This window comes from Alcaligenes sp. HNGD-HTN06 (assembly GCF_049932565.1).
Lineage (GTDB): Bacteria > Pseudomonadota > Gammaproteobacteria > Burkholderiales > Burkholderiaceae_B > Alcaligenes > Alcaligenes ammonioxydans.
Map to the genome: position 1 here is coordinate 2,511,676 of NZ_CP187782.1, position 23,961 is coordinate 2,535,636.

Annotated in this window: 27 protein-coding genes; 6 read left to right on the top strand and 21 right to left on the bottom strand. The window is 56.3% G+C overall.

Annotation, left to right across the window (positions count from 1 at the left end):
* Positions 1-2 precede the first annotated feature (2 nt).
* The 3 genes from ACOZ42_RS11415 to epsC all read left to right on the top strand — a co-directional run bounded on the left by ACOZ42_RS11415 (position 3) and on the right by epsC (position 2,420).
* Positions 3-425, top strand: coding sequence for a DNA polymerase III subunit chi (locus tag ACOZ42_RS11415; protein WP_003800931.1), 423 nt, complete (start codon positions 3-5; stop codon positions 423-425).
* A gap of 81 nt (positions 426-506) precedes the next feature.
* On the top strand, positions 507-1,217 hold the full coding sequence (locus ACOZ42_RS11420; protein WP_003800932.1) for a Bax inhibitor-1/YccA family protein: 711 nt from the start codon (positions 507-509) through the stop codon (positions 1,215-1,217).
* Positions 1,218-1,490: 273 nt separating this feature from the next.
* Positions 1,491-2,420, top strand: coding sequence for a serine O-acetyltransferase EpsC (gene epsC, locus ACOZ42_RS11425; RefSeq protein WP_003800935.1), 930 nt, complete (start codon positions 1,491-1,493; stop codon positions 2,418-2,420).
* A gap of 191 nt (positions 2,421-2,611) precedes the next feature.
* On the opposite strand, the gene rarD is transcribed toward epsC, so the two are convergent.
* The 19 genes from rarD to ACOZ42_RS11520 form a co-directional block, all read right to left on the bottom strand.
* Complete coding sequence (gene rarD, locus ACOZ42_RS11430; RefSeq protein ID WP_003800936.1) at positions 2,612-3,517, bottom strand: EamA family transporter RarD; 906 nt, start codon at positions 3,515-3,517, stop codon at positions 2,612-2,614.
* Positions 3,514-4,119, bottom strand: a complete 606-nt coding sequence (locus ACOZ42_RS11435) for a PIN domain-containing protein (RefSeq protein ID WP_003800938.1) — start codon at positions 4,117-4,119, stop codon at positions 3,514-3,516. The genes rarD and ACOZ42_RS11435 overlap by 4 nt, the downstream gene beginning before the upstream one ends.
* A gap of 1 nt (position 4,120) precedes the next feature.
* Entirely contained in the window at positions 4,121-4,711 is a 591-nt protein-coding gene (recO, locus tag ACOZ42_RS11440; RefSeq protein ID WP_003800939.1) for a DNA repair protein RecO, read from the bottom strand.
* A complete protein-coding gene (gene era, locus ACOZ42_RS11445) occupies positions 4,704-5,594 on the bottom strand; it encodes a GTPase Era (RefSeq protein WP_003800941.1) in 891 nt (296 codons plus the stop codon). Before era ends, recO begins: the two co-directional genes overlap by 8 nt.
* Positions 5,591-6,349: a ribonuclease III gene (gene rnc / locus ACOZ42_RS11450; RefSeq protein ID WP_003800943.1), complete on the bottom strand. Its 759-nt coding sequence runs from the start codon at positions 6,347-6,349 to the stop codon at positions 5,591-5,593. Before rnc ends, era begins: the two co-directional genes overlap by 4 nt.
* Positions 6,349-7,233: a signal peptidase I gene (gene lepB, locus ACOZ42_RS11455; protein ID WP_003800944.1), complete on the bottom strand. Its 885-nt coding sequence runs from the start codon at positions 7,231-7,233 to the stop codon at positions 6,349-6,351. The genes rnc and lepB overlap by 1 nt, the downstream gene beginning before the upstream one ends.
* A 65-nt stretch (positions 7,234-7,298) precedes the next feature.
* Complete coding sequence (lepA, locus tag ACOZ42_RS11460; RefSeq protein WP_219234958.1) at positions 7,299-9,092, bottom strand: translation elongation factor 4; 1,794 nt, start codon at positions 9,090-9,092, stop codon at positions 7,299-7,301.
* A 243-nt stretch (positions 9,093-9,335) separates the two neighbouring features.
* Positions 9,336-10,841 (bottom strand): DegQ family serine endoprotease, encoded by a 1,506-nt coding sequence (locus tag ACOZ42_RS11465; protein ID WP_003800949.1) that lies wholly within the window; start codon positions 10,839-10,841, stop codon positions 9,336-9,338.
* Between the two features lie 24 nt (positions 10,842-10,865).
* The gene (locus ACOZ42_RS11470; protein WP_230406180.1) at positions 10,866-11,891 is read right to left on the bottom strand and encodes a MucB/RseB C-terminal domain-containing protein; all 1,026 of its coding nucleotides are present in this window, start codon (positions 11,889-11,891) and stop codon (positions 10,866-10,868) included.
* Entirely contained in the window at positions 11,888-12,382 is a 495-nt protein-coding gene (locus tag ACOZ42_RS11475) for a sigma-E factor negative regulatory protein (protein WP_235587650.1), read from the bottom strand. The genes ACOZ42_RS11470 and ACOZ42_RS11475 overlap by 4 nt, the downstream gene beginning before the upstream one ends.
* A 9-nt stretch (positions 12,383-12,391) precedes the next feature.
* Positions 12,392-12,994, bottom strand: a complete 603-nt coding sequence (gene rpoE, locus ACOZ42_RS11480; protein WP_003800955.1) for an RNA polymerase sigma factor RpoE — start codon at positions 12,992-12,994, stop codon at positions 12,392-12,394.
* Between the two features lie 462 nt (positions 12,995-13,456).
* A complete protein-coding gene (gene fabF, locus ACOZ42_RS11485; RefSeq protein WP_003800959.1) occupies positions 13,457-14,689 on the bottom strand; it encodes a beta-ketoacyl-ACP synthase II in 1,233 nt (410 codons plus the stop codon).
* A 140-nt stretch (positions 14,690-14,829) separates the two neighbouring features.
* Complete coding sequence (gene acpP / locus ACOZ42_RS11490; RefSeq protein ID WP_003800961.1) at positions 14,830-15,069, bottom strand: acyl carrier protein; 240 nt, start codon at positions 15,067-15,069, stop codon at positions 14,830-14,832.
* Between the two features lie 184 nt (positions 15,070-15,253).
* Positions 15,254-15,988 carry a 3-oxoacyl-ACP reductase FabG gene (gene fabG / locus ACOZ42_RS11495; protein ID WP_003800963.1) on the bottom strand — a complete coding sequence of 245 codons (735 nt, stop codon included), beginning with the start codon at positions 15,986-15,988 and terminating at the stop codon, positions 15,254-15,256.
* Between the two features lie 9 nt (positions 15,989-15,997).
* On the bottom strand, positions 15,998-16,936 hold the full coding sequence (gene fabD / locus ACOZ42_RS11500) for an ACP S-malonyltransferase (protein ID WP_003800964.1): 939 nt from the start codon (positions 16,934-16,936) through the stop codon (positions 15,998-16,000).
* A 46-nt stretch (positions 16,937-16,982) separates the two neighbouring features.
* Positions 16,983-17,960 carry a beta-ketoacyl-ACP synthase III gene (locus ACOZ42_RS11505; protein WP_059318003.1) on the bottom strand — a complete coding sequence of 326 codons (978 nt, stop codon included), beginning with the start codon at positions 17,958-17,960 and terminating at the stop codon, positions 16,983-16,985.
* Between the two features lie 26 nt (positions 17,961-17,986).
* The gene (gene plsX / locus ACOZ42_RS11510) at positions 17,987-19,075 is read right to left on the bottom strand and encodes a phosphate acyltransferase PlsX (RefSeq protein WP_003800967.1); all 1,089 of its coding nucleotides are present in this window, start codon (positions 19,073-19,075) and stop codon (positions 17,987-17,989) included.
* Positions 19,076-19,116: 41 nt separating this feature from the next.
* Complete coding sequence (rpmF, locus tag ACOZ42_RS11515) at positions 19,117-19,299, bottom strand: 50S ribosomal protein L32 (RefSeq protein WP_003800968.1); 183 nt, start codon at positions 19,297-19,299, stop codon at positions 19,117-19,119.
* Between the two features lie 73 nt (positions 19,300-19,372).
* Positions 19,373-19,894: a YceD family protein gene (locus ACOZ42_RS11520; protein ID WP_240209427.1), complete on the bottom strand. Its 522-nt coding sequence runs from the start codon at positions 19,892-19,894 to the stop codon at positions 19,373-19,375.
* A 341-nt stretch (positions 19,895-20,235) separates the two neighbouring features.
* Between ACOZ42_RS11520 and ACOZ42_RS11525 the strand changes: the two genes are divergently transcribed.
* From ACOZ42_RS11525 to ACOZ42_RS11535, 3 genes are read left to right on the top strand one after another with little or no spacing between them, the layout of a single operon-like run.
* The gene (locus tag ACOZ42_RS11525; RefSeq protein WP_003800970.1) at positions 20,236-20,790 is read left to right on the top strand and encodes a Maf family protein; all 555 of its coding nucleotides are present in this window, start codon (positions 20,236-20,238) and stop codon (positions 20,788-20,790) included.
* Between the two features lie 12 nt (positions 20,791-20,802).
* Positions 20,803-21,525 carry an SAM-dependent methyltransferase gene (locus tag ACOZ42_RS11530; protein WP_059318004.1) on the top strand — a complete coding sequence of 241 codons (723 nt, stop codon included), beginning with the start codon at positions 20,803-20,805 and terminating at the stop codon, positions 21,523-21,525.
* A 1-nt stretch (position 21,526) separates the two neighbouring features.
* Positions 21,527-22,315 (top strand): N-acetylmuramoyl-L-alanine amidase, encoded by a 789-nt coding sequence (locus tag ACOZ42_RS11535; protein WP_426345139.1) that lies wholly within the window; start codon positions 21,527-21,529, stop codon positions 22,313-22,315.
* Between the two features lie 60 nt (positions 22,316-22,375).
* On the opposite strand, the gene ACOZ42_RS11540 is transcribed toward ACOZ42_RS11535, so the two are convergent.
* Together ACOZ42_RS11540 and msrP are read right to left on the bottom strand one after the other, a co-directional pair.
* On the bottom strand, positions 22,376-22,984 hold the full coding sequence (locus ACOZ42_RS11540; protein ID WP_426345140.1) for a sulfite oxidase heme-binding subunit YedZ: 609 nt from the start codon (positions 22,982-22,984) through the stop codon (positions 22,376-22,378).
* Positions 22,984-23,937 (bottom strand): protein-methionine-sulfoxide reductase catalytic subunit MsrP, encoded by a 954-nt coding sequence (msrP, locus tag ACOZ42_RS11545; protein ID WP_240209430.1) that lies wholly within the window; start codon positions 23,935-23,937, stop codon positions 22,984-22,986. Before msrP ends, ACOZ42_RS11540 begins: the two co-directional genes overlap by 1 nt.
* Positions 23,938-23,961 lie beyond the last annotated feature (24 nt).

Below are 23,961 nucleotides of genomic sequence, written 5' to 3' on the forward strand. Positions count from 1 at the left end.
GCATGACTCGCGTCGATTTTGCTTTCGGCGCGCCAGATCGCTTGCGCATGGCCTGCGAGGTCGTGCGCAAGCACTACGAGGCGGGTCGTCAGGTGGTGGTCTATCTCTCCGACCCCCGTCAACTGGCTCGCTTCGATCGATTGCTGTGGGGTTTTGAATCCACGGCCTTTGTGCCACATGTAGGCGTCGAAGACCCCCTGGCCGCCCAGACCCCTGTACTGCTGACCAGCACCGCCCCCATAGCCCGCGATGAGCAAAGCTGGCTGTTAAATCTGGATGTGCAGTGCCCACCCGGTTTTGAGCAGTTTTCACGCGTTCTGGAAATTGTCTCTGAACGGGAAACCGACCGTACCCAGGCCCGCGAACGCTGGCGTGTGTACCAGACACAGGGTTGCCAAGTGCATGCCCATAAGCTGGGTACTTGAACAATCAAGAAGCTTCTTGATTATTCAGGTAAATGTCAGTTATTCTTGATTCATGATCTCTCTGCATTCTAAGGACTCATCATGAGCGAATTTCGTCAATCAAGCTTGCCCGAGCATAACGGCACCCTGGGCGCCCAGTCGCTGATTGCTCGCAATCGCGTCCTGCGCAACACCTATTGGCTACTGGCCCTGTCCATGATTCCCACCGTCTTGGGAGCCTTGCTGGGCCTGTCTTCGGGCATTAACCGGGTCATGGGCGCCAGCCCTGGTCTGAGTGCCATTGTTTTTCTGGTCGGTGCCTTTGGCCTGATGTTCCTGGTCGAAAAGAACAAGAACAGCTCGCTGGGCGTCGCCCTGCTGATGGCCTTTACCTTCTTTATGGGCATCATGTTGTCGCGCCTGCTCGGCTTTGTGCTGGGCATGGGTAATGGCGCTCAACTAATCATGCTGGCTTTTGGCGGAACCGCTGCGGTCTTTGCCACCATGGCAACCGTCGCCAGCACCACCAAGCGTGACTTCAGCGGCATGCAGAAGTTTCTGTTTGTCGGTGCCGTTATCTTGCTGGTAGCCGCCCTGGCCAACATTTTTCTGCAACTGCCTGCATTGATGCTGACCATCTCCGTAATGGCGATTGGCATTTTTTCAGCCTTTTTGCTGGTGGACTTGCAACGCGTCATCAATGGCGGCGAGACCAACTATGTGTCAGCCACCTTGGCCATCTATCTGGATGTCTACAACATCTTCAGCAACCTGCTGATGCTGTTGGGCATATTGGGTGGTAACCGCGAATAAGATCGCAAACCCGAACACCCCTGCCCCCTTTGCGAAGGGGGCTTTTTTTTATCCTATCCACCGCACTCGACGCTGAAAGCCCCTTTTCAGGCCTTGCTCATCCAGCCTGAGCACCCCCCCCTTCCATCGGCTTGGGGTGTGCCTGCGCGGACTTTTCAAGCGGCCTGGCGCGGCCCTGAATCACCCTGATGAATCATCCTGTTTTTCGTGTCCTTGCCCAGACGCGCAGGTATAGTAAACCTTATAGAAAAATTTCCCCTTTGGAGAACACTGGTGGCAGTCTTTGAAACTCAACATATTGTCGATAATCTGCGTGCGGCTCGCGAAGAATGGCGACAGGCGCATCAACGCCTGAACGAGCTTGAGGGACAGGAGTTTCCGTCGGTACAAGCTCTGATTCAAGTGATCGAGCAGCTCAAAGGAATTTTGTTTCCGATGCGTCTGGGCAGCCCTGAACTACGTCGCGAGTATGAAGACCACTTTGTAGGACACCACCTGGGACAGGCACTGAACACACTGCTGCAACAAGCCCGTATCGAGCTGCAACGCGCAGCGCTGCTGCGTGGTGATCAATACGATCGTGAAACGATTGAAAACCAGGCTCATCAGGCCATCCAGGCCTTTGCCAATAAACTGCCCGACTTGCGCCGCACCCTGGATCTGGACGTGGTGGCAGCCTACCAGGGAGATCCAGCCGCCCGCAACGTCGACGAAGTGCTTTTGTGCTATCCCGGTCTGCTGGCCATGATCCATCACCGCATCGCCCACGCCCTGACCAATCTGGGCCTGCCCCTGACGGCGCGCATCATTGCTGAACTGGCTCACAGCCAGACGGGCATTGATATTCATCCAGGTGCGCAAATTGACCATTCGTGCTTCATTGACCACGGCACCGGCGTTGTCATTGGCGAGACGGCGATTATCGGCAAGCGGGTGCGTATCTACCAGGCAGTCACACTCGGTGCCAAGCGCTTTAGCAAGGATGAAAAAGGTTTGCTGCTCAAAGGCCAGCCTCGTCACCCGATTGTGGAGGACGACGTCGTCATTTACGCCGGCGCCACGATTCTGGGCCGTGTCACATTGGGGGCAGGCTCGACCATTGGCGGAAATGTCTGGATTACCGAAGACGTACCAGCTGGTTGTTCGGTGACCCAGGCCAACCTGTTGCGCAATCAGCCCGACTGTCCAGAAAAACTGCTCTAAACCATCTGAGGCGGTGACACGGAACTGAGGCGGGCTTGCTGCCTCCGGTCTTTATGAAAAGATCACCCTCATAAAAAAACGACTCCATATCGCTGGAGTCGTTTTTTTTTACTGAGGATTCATTTCCGGCGCAACCCTCACGCCAGCGAGTTGCCCACTATCAGGCTTGGCAGGCGCAGCATGCCCAAGCCTCATACCTTGGGGGGCGGCACGGGGGGACCTGGACGCCACATGTTGATCAAGCCTTCCAGCGCCATTAAAGAAATCGCAATCCAGATCGGAATGTAGGTCCACCATTGACTGGCACTCATAGGCTCATTCAGCAGCAAATAGGCCACCCAGAACAACAGGACAGGCTCCACATAGCCCAGTATTCCGAAAAGGGCCAGGGGCAACTGCCGACTGGCAGACAAGTAGCTGACCAGAGCCACTGAACTGATCAGGCCCAGGACCGGCACCTGCCAGAACAAACGAGGCTCGTCCGCAAATACGCCCCACATCTGTGTATCTTGCACAAAGAGCAGCCAGCATGCGGGTAGAAACAAAAAGCTCAGATCAAACCACAGCGATGCCAACGAACCCAGCCGCAGGTGACGGCGCAACATAAAATACGGTGGGTAGCCTATCACCACCACAGCGGTCGCCCATGAGACGCTTCCCACGCGCAACAGCTCATGCAGCACCCCCAGGCCGGCCAGAGCAACAGCAATCCACTGCATGCGGCTTAGCCTGTCCTTGTAAATCACCCGCCCCACCAGCACCATCATCAGCGGCAACAGAAAGTAGCCCAGTGATACGTCCAGTGCCATTTGATGCAAGGGCGCCCATACGAAAATCCAGAGCTGCACGCCCACCAAGGCGGCGGCCAGCAGCAACAGGGCAAAATAGCGCCAGTTGCCGGGCCAGTGACGCAGTACCCAACGCACCTCTCGCCAACGTCGCGCGCGGGTGATCACCAATGCCAAAGCGGGCAAACCCAAGACAATACGCCAGGCAAAAATCTGCTCGCCACTGAGCGGATGCAAGACCGTGGCATAGTAATACAGACAAGCGAACAAGGCTGAGGCCAGAACCGACAGCAATACTCCCTGCTTCATGAATGTGCCTCGTCCATTTTCTGTCGCCGTGCATAAGCCTGGCCTACGCTAAACAAGCGATCACGCTTTAATAAGGTATGGGTATCCAACGCCTGGGCTTCGGGTGTCAACATCAAGGCTGGCAAGGCATCGAGCAAACGCTGCATCAGCTCGGGATAAGCGCTCATATACAAACCCAAGAGTTGGTCCGGCTCCCACAAGCTGATCCCCAGGCGACGCAATTCAGAACGATTGAAGTCTTTTAGATTACGCGTCAGGATACCGACTGCCTGATCGGGGTAGCGCTGCTGTGCTAGACGAGCACTGGCAATCACATGCCAGTCCTTGGCATCAGAGTAGCGCAGGTTTTTCTTGAACTCGCTGCTGTCGCCCAAATCCGCCTCGGGATAGCGTTGCTGTAACTGCTCCCATTGCTCTTCGATGGACAATGGCATGACCTTCCAGAGGCGGCCCGCATTGCGACGCCATTCATCCCCGATGACCGGGCTCCAGACAGGTTTGAACAACTGTTCGTCGGCCAGAGCCAAAAGCAGACGGCGCAACACATTGGAAATCAGTACGCAGGTATCGAGAACCAGCACGGCAGGAAGAGAGGCGGCCATATCAATAGCGTTGCAGCTGCATAAGAACAGAGCGGGTATGCAAGGGGCGGCCCAACAGGCTGTTGAGCCGTTCACGCAAGCGTATGCGCAGTTCAGGCTCCCCAACAGGATCGTCAAAATCAGGCGTGGCCTCATCAAAGCCATAGCCTGTCTCGGTCAGCAGCACCCACTCAAAGCGCCGCAAGGCTCCCGCCACAGGAGGACGAGGTACCTGGGCCAGATGTACCAGGGCTTCCTCATAGGCATCGTATAAAACAGGATGGGGATCTTCGCGTGGCAACAAACGAATCAATAATTCATTCATATACCAGGCCGACATCAGGGCACGTCCCTTTAAAGGCCGAATTCCGGCACAGTCCGCTCGCGTCAATGTCTTGACTTCGTTTTTGCCCGACCAGGCCAACAACAAAGGCTGAAATACAGACAAAGCAGGCCGCAAAATGGAATGCGGCCTTTTCGCGCCTTTCGCGACCATCGGCACCAGTCCGTGGTTGCGTGTAAAGGCATGGCAAATCAGAGACGTTTCACGCCAGGCACTGGTGTGCAGTATGTAGCCCGCTTCGTCCTGAAAGCGATGACGGGGATTACTCATACCCCAGGTCACGCAGGACCGCTTCACGATCAGACCAGCCTTTACGCACCTTGATATACACATCCAGGAACACCGGCTTGTCGATCAACTTGGCAATATCCTGGCGAGCTTCAGTTGCAATGCGCTTCATGTGCATGCCACCGGCTCCCAACAGAATCGGACGATGGCTCTCGCGCTCGACGACGACGCAAGCCGCAATGCGCGCGCCCTGCTCGTTCTCATCCCATTGTTCAATGACAACGGTGCAACCATAGGGCAATTCATCGCCCACCAGACGGAAGATCTTTTCGCGCAGCAGCTCTGAGGTAATGAAACGAACCGAGCGATCGGTGATGGTATCCGCATCGAACATGGCTTCGCCCTCGGGCAGACGCGAGGCGATCTCATCGAGCAAAGGCTCCAGTTGCAGGCGTTTTGCTGCACTGACCGGAATCACGGCACCGTACTCAAACTCCTGGGACAGGCGAGCAATGTAAGGCAACAAGTCATTCTTGCTCTTGAGTGCGTCAACCTTATTGATCACCAAAATGGTCTTGCCGCCTTTGGGCAGCATGGGCAACAGCTCAGCGTCTGCCGCGGACCACTTACCGGCTTCAACCACATGCACCACCACATCCACATCGGCCAGAGCCTGAGTCACCACGCGGTTCATCATGCGGTTCATGGCGCCGCCGTGCTTGGTTTGAAAGCCGGGGGTATCCACAAACACCATCTGATCATGCTCACGCGTCAACACGCTGTTGATGCGATGCCGGGTCGTCTGCGCCTTGCGCGATACGATCGAGATCTTGCTGCCGATCAGGGCATTGGCCAGTGTGGACTTGCCCACATTGGGCCGTCCTACGATAGCCACGAACCCGCAGCGAAAAGGGGTATCTGTCATTGTGTTTCCTGCGACACCGCCACGGGCAGAGTCAATTGTGAGGGGCGACGATGGCGGCTGGCGCGCGTCGTCTTGGCTGGAAATTCAGCTTCTAAAATAGCGATTGCCTGTGTGGCGGCGGCTTGTTCCGCAGCACGCCGGCTGCTGCCACTGGCTTGCACATGGATATTGAGCTTGGCGATCGTGCATTCAATATCGAAGAGCTGATCGTGAGCAGCGCCATGCGTGGCCACCACGGTATACACCGGCAAATCCAGCTTTCGGCCTTGCAACAACTCTTGCAGCAAGGTTTTGGGGTCTTTCCCCAAGGTCTTGGGGTCCACATCGACCAGCATGGGTTCATACAGCTGGGTGATGACGGTTTGGGCTTGCGTAAAGCCGGCATCCAGAAAAACAGCGCCAAATATTGCTTCCAGGGCGTCGGCCAGAATGGAGGGGCGACGAAAACCGCCGCTCTTGAGCTCCCCTTCCCCCAAGCGCAGATAATCCGACAAACCCAGGCGCGTTGCAATTTCAGCCAGGGCAGCCTGCTTGACCAGATTAGCGCGCAGACGCGACAGATCGCCTTCGTCAATACGTTGAAAGCGCTCAAACAACAAGGCCGCAACCGTGAAGTTCAAAACCGAATCGCCCAGGAACTCCAGACGCTCGTTATGACGAGCGCTGTGGCTGCGATGGGTCAAGGCCTGCTCCAGCAGGCCTATGTCTTTAAAGGAGTAGCCGATAGCGGCTTCAAGCAAAGCAAGACGTTTCATTAATGGAAGCGACCTATACGACTAAGTTCGCGGAAATTCATCCAGATAAAAAAGGCGCGTCCCACAATATTCTCATCGGGTACAAAGCCCCAATAACGACTGTCCAGACTATTGTCGCGATTATCTCCCATAACGAAGTAATTACCCTCTGGCACGACACACGAGATGCCATTGGAGAAATACTCACAGGAGTCGCGATGGGGGAACGCCACGATGGGCATCAGTCCCTGCGGCTGGGTCTTGTTCAACAGGATGTTGTGCTGCACCTTGCCCAGCTCTTCCAGATAGCGCCCGATATAGGCAGAACGATCCGGCTCATAATAATCACCACTGCGCACCTGGGTAATAACCTGTCCATTGACGGACAGCACTTTGTCACGGTACTCGATCCGGTCACCGGGCACGCCAACTACGCGCTTGATGTAATCCACGCTGGTGTCCACAGGGTAGCGAAACACAATCACATCGCCCCGCTCGGGCTGACCCAAGGGCACCACCTTGGTGCCACTGACGGGCAGACGAATGCCATATTCGTACTTGTTCACCAAAATGAGATCGCCATTTTTCAGTGTAGGCAGCATGGAGCCGGAGGGAATGCGAAATGGCTCAATAATGAAAGAGCGCAGTACAAACACGAACAAAATGACCGGGAAGAAACTGACACCATACTCAATCCACCACGGCATGCGATTGGCCTGGTCATAGGCTTCCTGGCGCAACTGCTGCAAATGCTCGGGGTCTTGAGCTGCCGTTTCCGGTACCGCCTGCATCGCAGCCTGCGCGCGCGCCAGACGACGTGCCCGCAAGGAGAAACGATCCAAAAACCAGATTGCGCCGGTCAATATCAGCAGTACAAACAAAATCAGAGCGAAATCCCAGCTCATCGGTTTCCTTTAAAGAAATTAAAGCAGTCCTGGCTGTGGCCGGCTTGAACCGCCGGCCCCCAGCATTACTTATCCTCGACCTGCAAAATTGCCAAAAAGGCTTCCTGCGGAATTTCCACGTTTCCAACCTGCTTCATCCGCTTCTTACCGGCTTTTTGCTTCTCAAGCAGCTTCTTCTTGCGAGAGATGTCACCGCCATAACACTTGGCCAGCACGTTCTTGCGCAGTGCCTTGACGTTCTCGCGAGAAATCACTTCGGCACCAATGGCGGCCTGAATCGCAATATCAAACATCTGGCGCGGGATCAGGGATCGCATCTTGGCAACCACTTCACGGCCGCGGTAACGGGCGTTGCTGCGGTGCACGATCATGGACAGCGCATCGACCCGGTCACCGTTGATGAGGATATCGACCTTGACCACATCCGCCGAACGGTATTCCTTGAACTCATAATCCATCGAGGCATAGCCGCGCGAGACGGATTTGAGCCGATCAAAGAAGTCCAGCACGATCTCGGCCAAAGGCATTTCATAGACCAGGTTCACCTGACGGCCATGATAGGTCATATTTAACTGCAAACCGCGCTTGGCTGTACACAGGGTCATGACCGGGCCCACGTATTCCTGCGGCATTAGCAGCGAAACCACAACAATGGGTTCGCGTACGTCTTCAATATGCGCGACTTCCGGCATGCGCGAGGGGCTTTCAATCATCAGCACTTCGCCATCGCGTCGCTCGACTTCGTACACCACCGACGGCGCGGTGGTGATGATATCCATGTCGAACTCACGCTCCAGACGCTCCTGGACGATTTCCATATGCAGCAGGCCCAAAAAGCCACAGCGGAAACCAAAACCCAGCGCCTGGGACACTTCAGGTTCGAACATCAGGGAGGAGTCGTTCAGCTTCAGCTTCTCCAGCGAGTCACGCAGTTGATCGTATTCACTGCTTTCCACCGGATACAGACCCGCGAACACCTGGGGCTTCACTTCTTTAAAGCCGGGCAGCGCGCTTTCAGCTGGTTTGCCCGCCAGGGTGATGGTATCGCCCACCTTGGCGTGCTCCAGTTCCTTGATGCCTGCAATGATAAAGCCCACCTCACCGGCAGACAGATGCGGACGGTTTTCAGACTTGGGCGTAAAGACCCCGATGTGCTCGACCAGGTGCGTCGCACGCGTGGCCATCAGCAGAATCTTTTCCTTGGGCTTGAGTACCCCATTGACAATGCGGACCAGCATGACCACGCCCACGTAGTTGTCAAACCAGGAGTCAATGATCAGAGCTTGCAGTGGAGCAGACGGATCACCCACTGGCGGGGGAACACGCGCCACAATGGTTTCCAGGATATCGTCAATACCCAGACCGGTCTTGGCGCTGGCCGCAATCGCATCGCTGGCATCAATGCCGATAACGTCCTCTACTTCCTGGCGTGCTGCGTCAGGATCAGCCGAAGGCAAGTCCATTTTGTTGAGCACGGGAATCACTTCCACGCCCTGGTCCAAGGCGGTATAGCAGTTGGCCACGGTCTGTGCTTCCACCCCTTGCGAAGCGTCCACCACCAGCAAAGCACCCTCACAGGCCGACAGGGAGCGGCTGACTTCGTAGGAGAAGTCGACGTGGCCGGGGGTGTCGATCAGGTTCAGGTTGTATACCTTGCCATCCCGAGCCTTGTAGTGCAAAGCCGCGGTCTGGGCCTTAATCGTAATGCCACGCTCTTTCTCGATGTCCATCGAATCCAGAACCTGGGTCGACATCTCGCGGTCGGCCAGGCCACCACAGCGTTGGATCAGGCGGTCAGCCAAGGTCGATTTGCCATGATCGATGTGGGCAATAATAGAGAAATTGCGGATGTGATCCATAAACCCGTTACTAAACAAAGAAATGTTGAGGCGCAATGCCAGAAGGGACGGCACAAGAAAGGGGCGCCCATGACGCCCCTTTTCAGTCCACGCGCCGAAAACGCAAGACCCGTCCTGTCAGACGGGCGCACGTGGAGCCATTATCTACTCGAAGCTGACTACACCCTCGAGTAGTGGCGGAGAAACTCCGGCCAGGGGCCGGAGTCCATCAATCACTACCATTTTAGCCGTTTTAGAAAAATTTTATTTCGATGGCGTAATCAAAATCCATTGCGACTGGCCTGCACGCAAAACCAGCAGGGCTGCTGCTTTGGATTTATCCAAGGAAGCCACCATTTTAGCGTATTGCTCTGGCGTCCCTACGTCTTTATCGTTGACACGCAAAATAAGATCACCTGGTTGCAGACCGGCCTGGTTGGCAGGAGGGCCCACGTCGACGACCTGAACCGCACTTTCTACCCCCAGGCGCTTCAAATCGGCCTCCGGCACTGCCGTCACTTTCAGACCAAACGCATCGGTGCTGCTGGCAGCCGGCGCGTCTTTCTGATCTTTTCCGGCAGCAACCGGGTTGCCGGAAGGCATTTCCTCGACATTAATCTTGACGGTCTGCAGTTTGCCCTTGCGCCAGATTTCCAGCGTGGAGCTCTGGCCTGGCTTGGTGCTGCCCACAATACGTGGCAGATCCGTCATTTGGTCAATGCTGCGGCCATTGAATTTCAGGATGACGTCACCGGACTGGATGCCAGCCTTGGCGGCCGGACCACCCTCTTCCACGCTGCTGACCAAGGCGCCCTTGCTGTCTTTCAGGCCCAGCGCAGTGGCCACATCATCAGCCACCGGCGTGATCTGTACACCGATGCGACCGCGCGTTACCTTGCCGTCCGTCTTGAGCTGCTCGACCACGTTCATGGCTTCGTCGATCGGGATGGCCAGGGAAATACCCATAAAGCCGCCACTGCGCGAGATGATCTGCGAGTTCACACCCACAACCTCACCGTTCAGATTGATCAGCGGCCCACCCGAGTTACCGGGGTTGACGGCTACGTCGGTCTGAATGAAAGGCAGGTAGTCCCCTGTCTCACGATTGATGGCGCTGACAATTCCGGCAGTGACCGTGGACTCCAGGCCAAAAGGCGACCCAATGGCCAGAACCCATTGCCCTTTCTTGAGTTGCTTGGAATCGCCAATCACCATGGGTTTCAGATCTTTGGCCTCAATCTTGATCAAAGCCACATCCGTACGTTCGTCCGTACCGATGATCTTGGCCGGGTATTCCTTGCCATTGCTCAGGGTGACAAAAATGCCGTTGGAATCTGCCACCACATGATTATTGGTCAGGATGTAGCCGTCAGCTGAAATGATAAAACCCGAGCCGACGCCACGCGGTACGGTGCGCTCTTGAGCTTGTGGAGCGTTATTGCCGCCATGAGGACGCTGGGGCGTCATGCCAGGAGGCATGAAGTCAGGTCCGAAGAACCAACGGAACATATCGTACGGGTCTGAGCCGGGGCCCATGGCCGGTGACCGTACCTGCACTGCCTCTGTAGTGCGGATGTTGACTACCCCATCCTCGGTTTTGGCAACGATTCCCGTGAAATCAGGCAGACCGAGCGTTGTGCTCTGGACCTGCTCACTTGTCGTGACAGCTTGGGCCTGCGCGTAAGCCATGGGCGCACCCGCTGCCAGTATCACGGCAGCTGTCAAAGCCGAGAGAACAGGAATACGCATTTTTTTACTCGATTTTTCCATTCAAATACTCCTGGTGGACGATAGTCAATGTGTCCGGGATAGTGGGGTGAACTGTGTGCCTTCAAGCAAAGCGCGCAGTGTCTGTACGGGAACTGCTCCCGTACTGGTCAAAACATAATCGTTGATACGACTGCGGTACATATTCATGGAACCACGATGGAAAGCTCCCAGACTGTTTTCCTCGGCCTCGGGGGTTCCAACCCGCTCCAGAAATACAGAAATGGCAGCCAGGCCATCAGACATCATCAAGTGCGTTACCTGGCGCCCAGCGCGCATAGGCCGGAGCATTTCGGAACGCAGGGTGAAACCGGCAGGCAAAGCGAACTGCCAACCCTGCTCACCTATATCAATCTTGCGCACCTCGGGTTCGACCACCTCCCACTTGCTGGGGTTCCAGCTGGTGCGCAACTCCTGCAAATCCACCTGTTCGCCAAAAGCGACCGAGGCAAAGGCAATCTGGTCTACTACCTCTTGTTGTGGGTCCAGAGTCTGCATTTTCAACAGCAAATGATGATCGACATCCGCACACACCCGATAACCATAGCGTTTGTCATCCTTGGGCACCAGCTCGATCAGCTCACAAGGACGGCCCGCAACACGTTCGCGCGATGGCAAACGACGCATATCGTAAAAATTGGGCAGCTGACTGACGTCGCCGACCAGAAAACTAGGAAAACGCTCGTTTTCACGGCGCTCGATCACCACCATCTTCTTTTCGGGAATCAGGCATTGCGTGACTTCGTTCTGGCGTAAAAACTCGCGCGGTTCGCCGTCCAGAATTTCCAGGCGCTCACGTTCACCTGTACCGTCAATGATATGCACCAGTTTCATGGACTGGCTGGACTGACCCTGGGTATACATAATGACACCCGAATAATCCAGATCGCGCGCCGCCTTATGCACCTTCTGCAGCCAGGGCAAATCAAGGGGCTCGAGCCCCTTGGCCTCTTGAGCCAGCACGGGGGTACACAGCATCGCCAGAGAAAAGGCCAGCAAACCCTTGTAGAAGCGCGCCCGGCTCACCGGTGACGGCATGCGTACAGACCTCATTGACCCAGGGCTCCACTTTCAAAGGAAACATGGCGTACCGGACCGGTACCAACAAAATCGCGGTGCAAATCCGCGTAATCATTCCAGAGCTGATCGTCCTGAGCGCTGGCTACCAGAGTAGCCGGACCAGACGTGCCCCCCATATAAGGCAAGCCCACCCACAAGGCAGCCGCCACAGCAGCCACCACCGCCAGGCCGCTGACGCCGTAGCGTTGCACCAAGGGCCGCTTCATGGCGTTGGGCGCGAGCACTGTGGGCTCTTCATCAATCGCTTTGGACAGACGTGCGTAAAAGCGATCCGACGTACGGATCGCCAGCGCCTCCGTGCGCATGACATCACCGATCAAATGATAGGTATCCCAGACTTGACGCCCGTACGGGGAGTCCAGTTCCTCGGGGCGTATTTCAGCCTCACCATCCACCCAGGAAGACACGGCGGCCTCCCAGGCATTGAGTTGATCGTCATCGGAATGGGATTTCAGGGCTTGCATCATCAATCCTTACCACCGTCGTTCACTATCTTCACCATCGAGTATGGGACGCAACTGCGCGGCAATGGCGTCTCGGGCTCGAAAGATGCGTGAACGTACAGTTCCTATAGGGCAGTCCATGGTCTGAGCAATATCTTCATAGCTCATCCCTTCTATTTCACGTAGCACAATCGCGGTCCGTAACTCTTCGGGCAGTGCCTGAATTGCTGTATTTACCGTTTCAGCAATCTGGCGGCTGACCATCATGGATTCCGGTGTGCTTATATCGCTTAGGTTGTCAATTCGGTCAAAAGTTTCACCTTCTTCGGTTTCGACGTTCTGTAACGTGTTGGGACGTCGCGCGGCCGAGGCCTGCCAATTACGAGCCGTGTTGATCGCAATGCGATAGAGCCAGGTGTAAAAAGCGCTCTCGCCCCGAAACTGGGGGAGAGCCCGATAGGCTTTGATGAAAGTTTCCTGAGCCACGTCCTCGATTTCAGACGGGTCACGGACCATGCGACTGAGCAGACGCATGATCTTGCGCTGATACTTGAGTACCAGCAGGTCAAAGGCTCGCTTGTCCCCACGCTGAACACGTGCAACCAGTTCGGCATCGGTATCGCGTTCACTCATTAAGAATCCTTATTCTGAGCACGGACCTGATGGGACAGCCGCTTGGCACAAAGACACAATGCCCACCAGGCCTGTGGGGGCTGAGCACTGCGCCATACGGTAACGGTGCGACAGCCCTTGCCAGGTGGAACACTGCGCAAACGCAAAGTCATAAACCAGGCAGAGCACCAGAGTTGCTCGACTTGGACACGCTGTTCCACAGCCTTAGCGTCTTGCAAGGAGTATAGCCCTGCATGATGCGCTAGTGTAGCGCGCTGACTCCATACCGGACGATAGCAAGCATACAGAAAATAAGCCCACAAAGCACTTGCCAGCAGGGCCACAATCCAGGGCACTTGCCAGCTATGCATCGTCCAGGCCAGAGCGGATGCAAGGACCGCATAGACAAAAGCGCCCAGTCGGCGCACCAGAGCCGGAGCTCCGATCGACCAGGACTGGGCGTGACGAGTGGGGCAGTCTGACTTAACGAAGACGACGAACCACCATCGAACCGTTCGTGCCACCAAATCCAAAGGAGTTGGACAAGGCCACATCAATCTTCATATCACGAGCCTGATTGGCGCAGTAATCCAGATCGCATGCCGGATCCTGATTGAAGATATTGATGGTTGGAGGCGAGATCTGGTTGTACACCGCCAACGTAGTGAATACCGCTTCAATGCCACCAGCTGCACCCAGCAGGTGACCCGTCATGGATTTGGTGGAGTTGACCACCAGCTTGTAGGCGTGATCGCCAAAAGCCAGCTTCAATGCCTCGGACTCGTTCACGTCACCCAGCGGCGTAGAAGTGCCATGAGCATTGACGTACTGAACCTCATCCGGGTTGATGCCACCGTTGCGCAAGGCATTCATCACGCCACGACGTGGACCGTCACGGTCCGGCGAGGTGATGTGGTGAGCATCCGAGCTCATGCCGTAGCCGGCGAACTCACCATAAATGCGGGCGCCACGCTTTTTGGCATGTTCGTACTCTTCCAGCACCAGAACACCCGCGCCTTCACCCAGCACGAAGCCATCACGGTCCATATCCCAGGGGCGCGATGCCGTCTGCGGATCGTCATTGCGGGTAGACAAGGCACGCATGGCCGCAAAACCGCCGATGCCCAGTGGCGAAACGGTAGATTCCGCGCCGCCGGCAATCATCACGTCGGCATCGCCATACTCGATCAGACGAGCGGCGTCACCAATGGAGTGCAGGCCGGTTGTACATGCCGACACCACTGCATAGCTGGGACCTTTCAGACCCAGGCCAATCGACAACTGACCAGACACCAGGTTGACCAGGGAGCCGGGTACAAAGAACGGGGAAATCCGACGCGGCCCCCGTTCCAGATAATCTTTTTGGGTTTCTTCGATACGGGGCAAACCACCAATCCCCGACCCTACAATGACGCCCACACGCTCAGCATCGATGCTGTTGATATCCAGGCCGCAATCTTTCCAGGCTTGCATCCCTGCTACCACGCCGTAATGGATAAAGGTATCCATCTGCTTGGCTTCTTTGGACGAAATATAAGGTGTTAAATCAAAATCCTTGACCTCACCCGCTATCTGGGCGCTAAGGGCCGAAGGATCGAAACGGGTAATACGCCCGATGCCCGAACGCCCATTGACGATGTTATCCCACGCGGTAGGAATATCGTTGCCGACCGGGGAAACAATACCCAGCCCGGTAATGACGACACGTCGCTTCACGGATGACTCCTAAACACAAAAAAAGCGGTTTAAAGGGAATAACTGCGTCTTGCAAGCTAAAGCCGCCGGGCACAAGCTATTCTCTGGAAACCGCTCTGGAGCGAGGGCGTGCACGATGCCGCCCACCCTCTTAATTGAACTTACTGCTTGCTGTGAGAATTGATGTAGTCCACAGCTTGCTGGACCGTCGTGATTTTCTCAGCTTCTTCGTCTGGTATTTCGGTTTCGAATTCGTCTTCGAGCGCCATCACGAGCTCGACCATGTCGAGCGAGTCGGCACCGAGGTCGTCGAGAAAAGAAGATTCGTTTTTGATCTCGGCTTCGTTAACGCCAAGTTGTTCAGCGACGATCTTCTTGACGCGCTGTTCGATGCTTTCCATGCAGATTCTCCAAGTTGGGAAAAATTCCCGCAAATTATAGCCAATCCATACTATTAAGAGGGATAAGCTATGACAAAAAACGGCGTTCTTGTATGAGGCCCAACGTTATTCTTACAACGCCGGCTCAAGCAATAGGCCCCAAATAATCCCGCAATTTTACCTCAGCCGGGCACGATGCCAAGCCTTACATATGCATACCACCATTGACGTGGATGGTACTGCCCGTAATATATTGCGCTTGCGACCCGGCCAGGAAGGCGACTGCGTTAGCAATATCTTCCGCAGCGCCCAGTCGTCCCAGAGGGATTTGCGACAAAATGGCCGCCGACTGCTCAGGGGTCAAAGAGCGTGTCATGTCCGTATCGATAAAGCCCGGAGCGACGCAATTAACTGTAATGTTACGGCTACCAAGCTCGCGCGCCAAGGCGCGGCTCATGCCGGCCACGCCCGCTTTGGCGGCGGCGTAGTTGGCCTGCCCGGGATTGCCGCTCTCGCCCACCACCGACGTGATGCTGATAATGCGGCCCCAACGGGCTTTCATCATGGGGCGAATAACCGCCCGCGACAGGCGAAACACGGCACTCAGATTGGTCTGAATAACAGCGTCCCAGTCTTCATCTTTCAGACGCATGGCCAGATTGTCACGCGTAATGCCCGCATTATTAACCAGAATGTGCGGACCGCCGTCTTCTTTGCTCAAGGCCGAGACCAGCGCTTCGCAGGCCGCTGCATCATCAACGTTCAAGACATGGCCGTAGCTGCCATTCTGGTCGAGCACCGCGGAAATCGCCTGTGCGCCCGCCTCAGACGTGGCCGTACCCACGACCTTGGCGCCGCGTGCCATTAATGCTTTGGCAATCGCCTGACCAATACCACGCGATGCGCCGGTTACCAGGGCGGTCTTGCCGCTAAGATCCATTTCTTGCATTTATGCTCCCTCCAGGGCTTCCAAAGTGGCCTGCAAGGACGCAGGGTCGCTGATCGACAAGGCAACAAGATCACGATCAATGCGTTTGACCAGACCTGTCAGCACTTTGCCCGGACCACACTCGACCACATGGGTGACACCCTGGGCCTTCATGGCCTGAATCGTCTCCACCCAGCGCACGGGGTGCCAGGCCTGACGGACCAGTGCATCCTTGATCTGTTCCGGGTCGGTGGGCGCGGCTACGTCCACATTGTTGATCACGGAAATGGCAGGTGTATTCACCTGCACGGAAGCCAGGGCCTGGGCCAGCACCACTGCAGCCGGCTCCAGCAGGCTGGAGTGGAAAGGCGCCGATACGGGCAGCACCAAAGCACGCTTGGCACCGGCTTCTTTAGCCAGGGCACATGCACGATCTACCGCTTCCACATTCCCGGCTATCACAACCTGGGCAGGTGCATTGTAGTTAACAGCCTGAACAATCTGCTGTCCCTCAGAGGCACGAGCACACACATCGCGCACTTGATCGTCATCCAGACCCAGCACGGCAGCCATGGTACCGACACCCACAGGTACGGCAGCTTGCATGGCATCGGCACGGATGCGAACCAGCGGAACAGCTTGTTCCAGGCTCAGAGCACCGGCCGCAGTCAGGGCCGAGTATTCACCCAGGCTATGACCGGCCATCACGGCAGGAGCGGGGCCACCAGCCTGAATCCAGGCTTGGTACATGGCCACGGCGCTAGCCAGCATGACAGGTTGAGTATTGGTAGTCAGGTTCAGAGCCTCGGCAGGCCCTTGTGCCATCAGCTGAGCCAGGTCCTGGCCCAGCGCCTGGCTGGCTTGTGCAATGGCTTGCTGTACGACAGCCGACTCGGACCAGGCATCGAGCATGCCAACGGACTGCGAGCCTTGTCCTGGAAAGACAAACGCAATTTTCATGGAAGAAAAACCCAAAGAGATGAGGCGGTAATCCGGATCGCGCTACTTAGCAGCGGACCAGCACCGAACCCCAGGTAAAGCCGCCACCCACGCCTTGCAACAAGGCCAGATCACCGGCACGGATACGACCATCCCGGCGAGCGGCATTCAGGGCCAAAGGCACACTGGCTGCCGAGGTGTTGGCATGTTGATCAACCGTGATAACCACCTTCTCGGAGGGGATACCCAGCTTGCGACCCAGAAAATTGATGATGCGAACGTTGGCCTGATGCGGAACCAGCCAATCGATATCAGCCAGGGAAACACCTGCCTGTTCGCAAACTTGATTGGCCGAGGCGGCCAGAGAGGTGACAGCCAGCTTGAACACAGCCTGACCATCCATGCGCAGGAAGGGATCGCCCACCACCTGGCCATGCGAGACATTGCCTGCCGCGCACAAAATACCCATTTGGCTGCCATCAGCATTGAGTTGGGCGGCCAAAATACCGGGCTCATCACTGGCTTGCAGAACCACCGCCCCCGCCCCGTCACCAAACAGGACACAGGTGGCGCGGTCGTCCCAATCCAGAATGCTGGAGAACACTTCGGCGCCGATAACCAGCGCATTGCGTGCACGGCCAGCCTTAATCATGGCATCCGCCGTGGTCAAGGCATACACAAAGCCGCTGCACACTGCCTGTACGTCGTACGCGGCAGCGCCTTTATTGCCCAGTTCGGCCTGCACAAGGCAGGCGGTGCTGGGAAAAACATAATCGGGGGTGGAGGTTGCCACCACGATCAGGTCCAGATCCTGGGCAGCCAGACCGGCATCTTCCAGCGCCTGACGTGCAGCCTGAGTCGCCAACTGACTGGTGCGAACACCGGGATCGGCAAGATGACGCTGGTGAATACCGGTACGCTCAACAATCCACTGATCGGAGGTTTCGATACCTTTTTGAGCCAGCTCAGCAGCCAGATCATCGTTAGACACAATCCGAGGAGGCAGGTAGCCGCCTGTACCGATAATCTTGGCAAATATCGTCATAATTAGGTTCCCGATCAAGCCCGTTCTTATGAGGACGAGGGCTCTGAAGTATGGCGTGTATCTGGTTCGCCGCTTTGCTCTTCATGCAGGCTGACGCTTTGCATGATGCGCTCGACTGCCTGGCTGGTGCCGCTGAGCAGACCATTGAGCACCGCACCGCGGGCTCGCTGCAAAGCATAACCGAAAGCGTAGGCATCGGCAGAACCATGACTCTTGATAACAATACCGCGTAAACCCAAAAGGGCCGCACCGTTATGTCGGCGATTATCCACCCTGTCGCGGAAACGATTCAAGACCGGACGAGCCAGCAAGGCGGATAATTTGCTCAAGGGGTCACGGGTAAATTCGTCGCGCAGCATACTGCCGACCATCTTGGCCAGCCCCTCAATGGACTTGAGGACCACATTGCCCACGAAACCGTCGCACACGACCACGTTGACGGTACCTTTGCAGATATCGTCACCTTCCACGTTGCCGTAAAAATTCAGTCCGCTGGAGCGCAACAACTCCGCCGCCTTCTTGACGACTTCGTTGCCTTTGATGACTTCTTCCCCAATATTGAGCAAGCCCACGGTGGGACGCTCATGGCGATCCACGATGCTGGCCAGGGCAGAGCCCATGATGGCGAACTGCAGCAGGTGTTGTGCGGAACAATCCACATTGGCACCCAGATCCAGCATGATCGTGGCCCCGCCCTTCTGGTTCGGAATGGACGTGGCAATGGCTGGGCGATCAATCCCATCCAGAGTTTTGAGTACGTAGCGCGAAATTGCCATCCATGCGCCGGTGTTGCCCGCGGAAATGCAGGCATCAGCTATCCCGTCCTTGACGGACTGGGCAGCCACACGCATGGAGGAGTCTTTTTTGCGGCGCAAGGCCACCTCAACCGAATCGGCCATGGTGACAACTTCGGATGCGGGAAGAATGTCGTACCAGGAGGTATCGACATTACCTTGCGCACGCAATGTTTGCTCGATGGCCTGAGGCTCGCCAACCAATAAGCAGTGCACATCCGGATAACGCTTGGCAAAAAGAAGCGCTGCAGGGACAGTGACGGATAAACCGATATCGCCGCCCATGCAATCGATGGCAATACGTATTTTTTTGTTAGACATCAAGCATGCAACCTATGTTGCTTGCAACGACAAAGAGACTATTACTCGTCGTTCTTTGTTTTCAGCACTTTACGGCCACGATAGATGCCGTTGGGGCTGATGTGGTGACGCAGGTGCAATTCACCGGTCGTAGGCTCGATAGCCGTCGAAGGACCAGTAAGCGCGTCGTGCGAACGACGCATGTTACGCCGGGACGGGCTCTTTTTATTCTGCTGAACAGCCATGATGACTCCTGTAGATGGACAACCCCGAATAAATGGGTGCAGCCCGAAAAAATTAATGAATTAGTAACAACAATCAAGACTTCTTGAGCGAACCCAATACGGCAAACGGTGACGGCCGCTCAAAGGCGGACTCGTCCAGGTCGTCCGATTTAGCTTCCATGGACAGGGACTGAGCCTCGGGACAAACCTCATGGCGCGGCACATAGGGCACGCTGAGAATCAGTTCATCCTCGACCAAGCCCAAGACATCCAGGTGGCCTTCGCACAAGATGCGATCAGGACCTTCGGCATCGTCATCATCCAGCTCAAGCTCGGCCTCGCTTGCCACAACCTGTACTTCGTTAGAAATATCGATGGGCCACTCGAAGGGCTTTACACAGCGCTGGCATTCCAGAATGACACTGCCTTTGGCCTGCACATGCACAAAACGGCGCCGGACAGAATCTTCCCGACCCGACACGCTCCAGTCAATGCGCAAATCGCCTTGATCGGGCAAATCGGACACCAGACGAGACAAATCTTCCACCCGCACCTGGCCCGCCATTTCCTGGGGAGCGCGAGCAAGGTTCAAAGTGTCGATATACAGTGTCGTCATAAGTATGCTCAGGGCATCAAACCGCGGCTTAACCAAGATTTGGATACCGCGTATTTGCTTTGCTTGTTTGCTGCTTGTTTACGGCTTATGTGCATTACGTGCATTTACTGCTTTGGTATCGCCTAAAGCTCTACCATTTTTTCTTGCACTGCTTTTTCCTGCCCTTCGTTATTCAAGCCTGTAAAACATGACCCGCTTATCGCCAAGCCCGCCCACAGCCATTTCAATAACGAAGAAAACATTAGATAATACCGTGCTAAACACAAGGCAGTCAAACCAAAGCACAGCTAAAACACACCATGCGTCTCATCCTTGCATCAAGCTCAGTCTATCGCCGCGCTATGTTAGCGCGTTTGGGCCTGCCTTTCACCTGTCAGTCCCCGGACATTGATGAAACCCCCTTGCCCGGAGAAGATCCGGCTGCGCTCAGCCTGCGGCTGGCACGGGAAAAAGCCGCTCGGGTCAGCCAGCTCAACCCGGGTGCGCTGGTTATTGGCTCCGATCAGGTCGCTACGTCCGGCAAAGATGCCATTGGCAAGCCCGGCGACCATGCTGGCGCGCAAAAGCAGCTACGACGGTTGAGTGGCCAGAACATCGATTTCCATAGTGCCTTGTGCGTCACAGACGGGAAGGAATTTCTCTGCCGCGATATTGTTACCAATTGTCGCTTTCGCGCCTTGAACGATGAGGAGATCGAGTATTACCTGCAACAAGAAAAACCCTATGACACTGCCGGCAGCGCCAAAGCGGAAGGGCTGGGAATTGGCCTGATGGAATCGATGCGTTCCGATGACCCCACCGCTATTATTGGCCTGCCCCTGATCGAGCTGTGTACCTTGCTGCGCCACTTTGGTCTGAACCCCTTGCTCCCCCACCCTTTCCCCCTTTCCGTTTAGGACCGCCCCCTCATGCCCCAAGTCGCCCCTCTGCATCTGATCCCCGTCGGCTTAAGCGAGAGCCCGATCAGTGGCTGGCTGCCTGCCGATGTCAAGGCGCTGACGCGCGAGCTGACCGTCTTTATTGCTGAGAACGCCAAAACTGCCCGCGCTTTCTTGAAGCTGGTCGAGCCCGCCGTGCCCCTGCAGGAAATCACGATCCACACCCTGGACAAGCGGGGCAACAAGCCAGGCGAAATGCGCGAATGGCTGAAACCAGCCCTGCAGGGCCAGGCCATCGGTCTGGTTTCGGAAGCCGGATGCCCCGCGGTGGCCGACCCCGGCGCGCTGGTGGTGGCCATGGCCCACGAGATGAAAATCCCTGTGCGTCCGCATGTCGGCCCCTCCTCCATTCTGCTCAGCCTGATGGCCAGCGGCCTGGACGGCCAGCAGTTTGTCTTTCACGGGTACGCGCCCGTCGATAGCAGCGCACGGGCCAAGCAGCTCAAGCAATGGGAAAGCCAGTCCCAAAGCCTGAAACAAACGCAGATCCTGATCGAAACACCCTATCGCAACCAGGCCATGTACAGCACCTTGCTGCAGTCCTTGAAACCCACAACGCGTTTATGCCTGGCTCGTGACTTGACCGGCTCGCGTGAGCTGATCCAGACCGCCACGATAGAGCAGTGGCGTGAGCGTCAGCCGCCTGCTCTGGACAAAACCCCCTGCATCTTCCTGTTCCTGGCGGGCCGTTGACATGAGAGCCCTCTCTCGCGCCCTGCGCATCGGCGTAATCAGTCTGACTGCGTTGCTGGCTGCCTGTGGCAGCAGCGGCCCTTTTAAATTCGACGACAGCTACAGCGCTCAGGGTCAGAACAGTCGTGTTCGCTATCTGGTCCTGCATTACACGGCAGGCGATCACGCCACCTCCCTGAAGGTCCTGACGCAGCGGGATGTCAGTGCCCATTATCTAGTGAGCGACGAACGCCGTCCTACCGTCTACCGTCTGGTTCCCGAAGAGCGGCGCGCCTGGCATGCGGGCGTGGGTTCCTGGTACGGCTTCACAGACCTGAACACCGGCTCGATAGGCATCGAAATCGTCAATATGGGCCGTCTGCCCGACGGCCGTTGGGCGCCCTACACGCGCTCCCAAATCGAGGCTTTGAAGGTACTGATTAAAGATCTGACCCAACGCCATGGCGTCACCCCACGCAATATCATCGGTCACAGTGACGCCGCCCCTCAGCGCAAACTAGACCCGGGCCCTCATTTCCCTTGGAAGGAACTGGCCCAGGCAGGTATAGGCCGCTGGTACAACGAAGCCCAGGCCCGCGCACTGCAAGCACAGTACGCCACCCGCCCCTTGCCGTCTGCTGCCCAGACCCAGGCCCTGCTGCGCAAGGCAGGTTATGACACCCCGGACAGCGGCGTTTTTGACAAAGCCACGCAGAATGTCATTGCCGCCTTCCAGATGCACTATCGTCCCGCACGCTATGACGGTTTGCTGGACGCAGAGACCGCCGCCATTTTGCAAAGCCTGAACTGATAAAAAAAACAGGTAATGAGCACAAAGCCCATTACCTGTTTTTCTGTTGATCTACTTCTTTTACTTCGCAGGCTGATTCAATACAGGCCAACGACGCAAGATCAGCAGCCCCACCAGTATCAGACCGTAGACATACACTTCCACCACGTCATTTTTACCGATCCGAATCAGGTAGAAATGCAAAACGGATAGTGCCGCTGCCAAAAACACCGTCTGATGCAAACGGCCCCAGCCACGACCCAAACGCTTTTGCCAGCCATGCGTGGACGTCAAAGTCAGCAGCAAAAGAATGACGGTAGCGATCAGGCCAATCGCAATCAAGGGCCGCTGCACAATATCCTGCCACATGGACAGCCAGTTGCCTGATCGATCCCACCAGGCCCAGGCCAGCGTATGCAAGGCTACATAAAAGAAACTGAACAAGCCCAGCATACGCCGCCAACGCACCAGAGCCGGTTGCGCCAGCAAACGTCGTACCGGGCTTAAGGCAAGCGTCACCAACAGCAGCACCAAGGCCCAGGTTCCACTGGATCGGGTCAGAAACTCGGCTGGATTGGCACTCAGCCCGTTGTTAAAACCAAGCCATACCCAGCGCCCCAACGGAAACAAACCCACTAGGAACACCAACGGCTTGAGCCTTTCCAACTGCGCGGCTTTCCAGGTCTTCATCAGTAATAACGCCTCAAATCCATATTGGCATACAAACTGGCCACATCCTCGGCATAACCGTTAAAGGGCAACGTCGCTTTCTTGGTGGCAAAAAAACCGGAACCAATCACCCGCTCTGTTGCCTGACTCCATCGCGGATGAGGAACATCCGGGTTCACATTGGCGTAAAAGCCGTATTCATGCGGCGCTACTTTCATCCAGCTGGACTCGGGCATGGTGTCGGTCAGGGTAATTCGCACCAAGGACTTGGCCGACTTGAAACCATATTTCCACGGCACAATCAGCCGCACCGGCGCCCCGTTCTGTACCGGCAGGCTTTTGCCATACAAGCCGGTCGCCAATAAGGTCAGGGGGTGCATGGCTTCGTCCAATCGCAACGCTTCCACATAGGGCCAGTCCAGAATCCGGGAACTCAGGCCCGGCATGGTTTCCGGCTCCGCTGCCGTTTCAAACCGCACAAAGCGAGCCGACCCCATGGGCGAAGCCTGCTTTAACAGGGCCGACAGGGAATACCCCACCCAGGGCACCACCATGGACCAGGCTTCGACACAGCGCAGGCGATAAATACGCTCTTCCAAAGGAGCCAGCTTCAAGATCTGGTCCATATCCAAAGTCAGCGGTTTGTGCACCAACCCATCAACCTGCACGGTCCAGGGCTCGGTCTTGAACTGACCGGACTGGCGGGAGGGGTCTTCCTTGCCCGTGCCAAATTCATAGAAATTATTGTACGTGGTGACATCGGCCTCGCTGGTGGGCGTTTCATCCAACTTCCAGCGTTGGGAAGGGTTAAACGACAAGGCCTGCCCCACAGGGACAGCCTGGGCCAGCCCGGGCAGACCGGCAGCCAGGGCCAAAGCACCCGGCGCCTGCAAAAACAAGCGACGTCGAGCCCGCCACACCGATTCATCTGTAATTTCAGAGGGCTGTATGGGCTGCGAGCGTGATTTGAACATTTCCATCTCCTGAAACTATCGGGC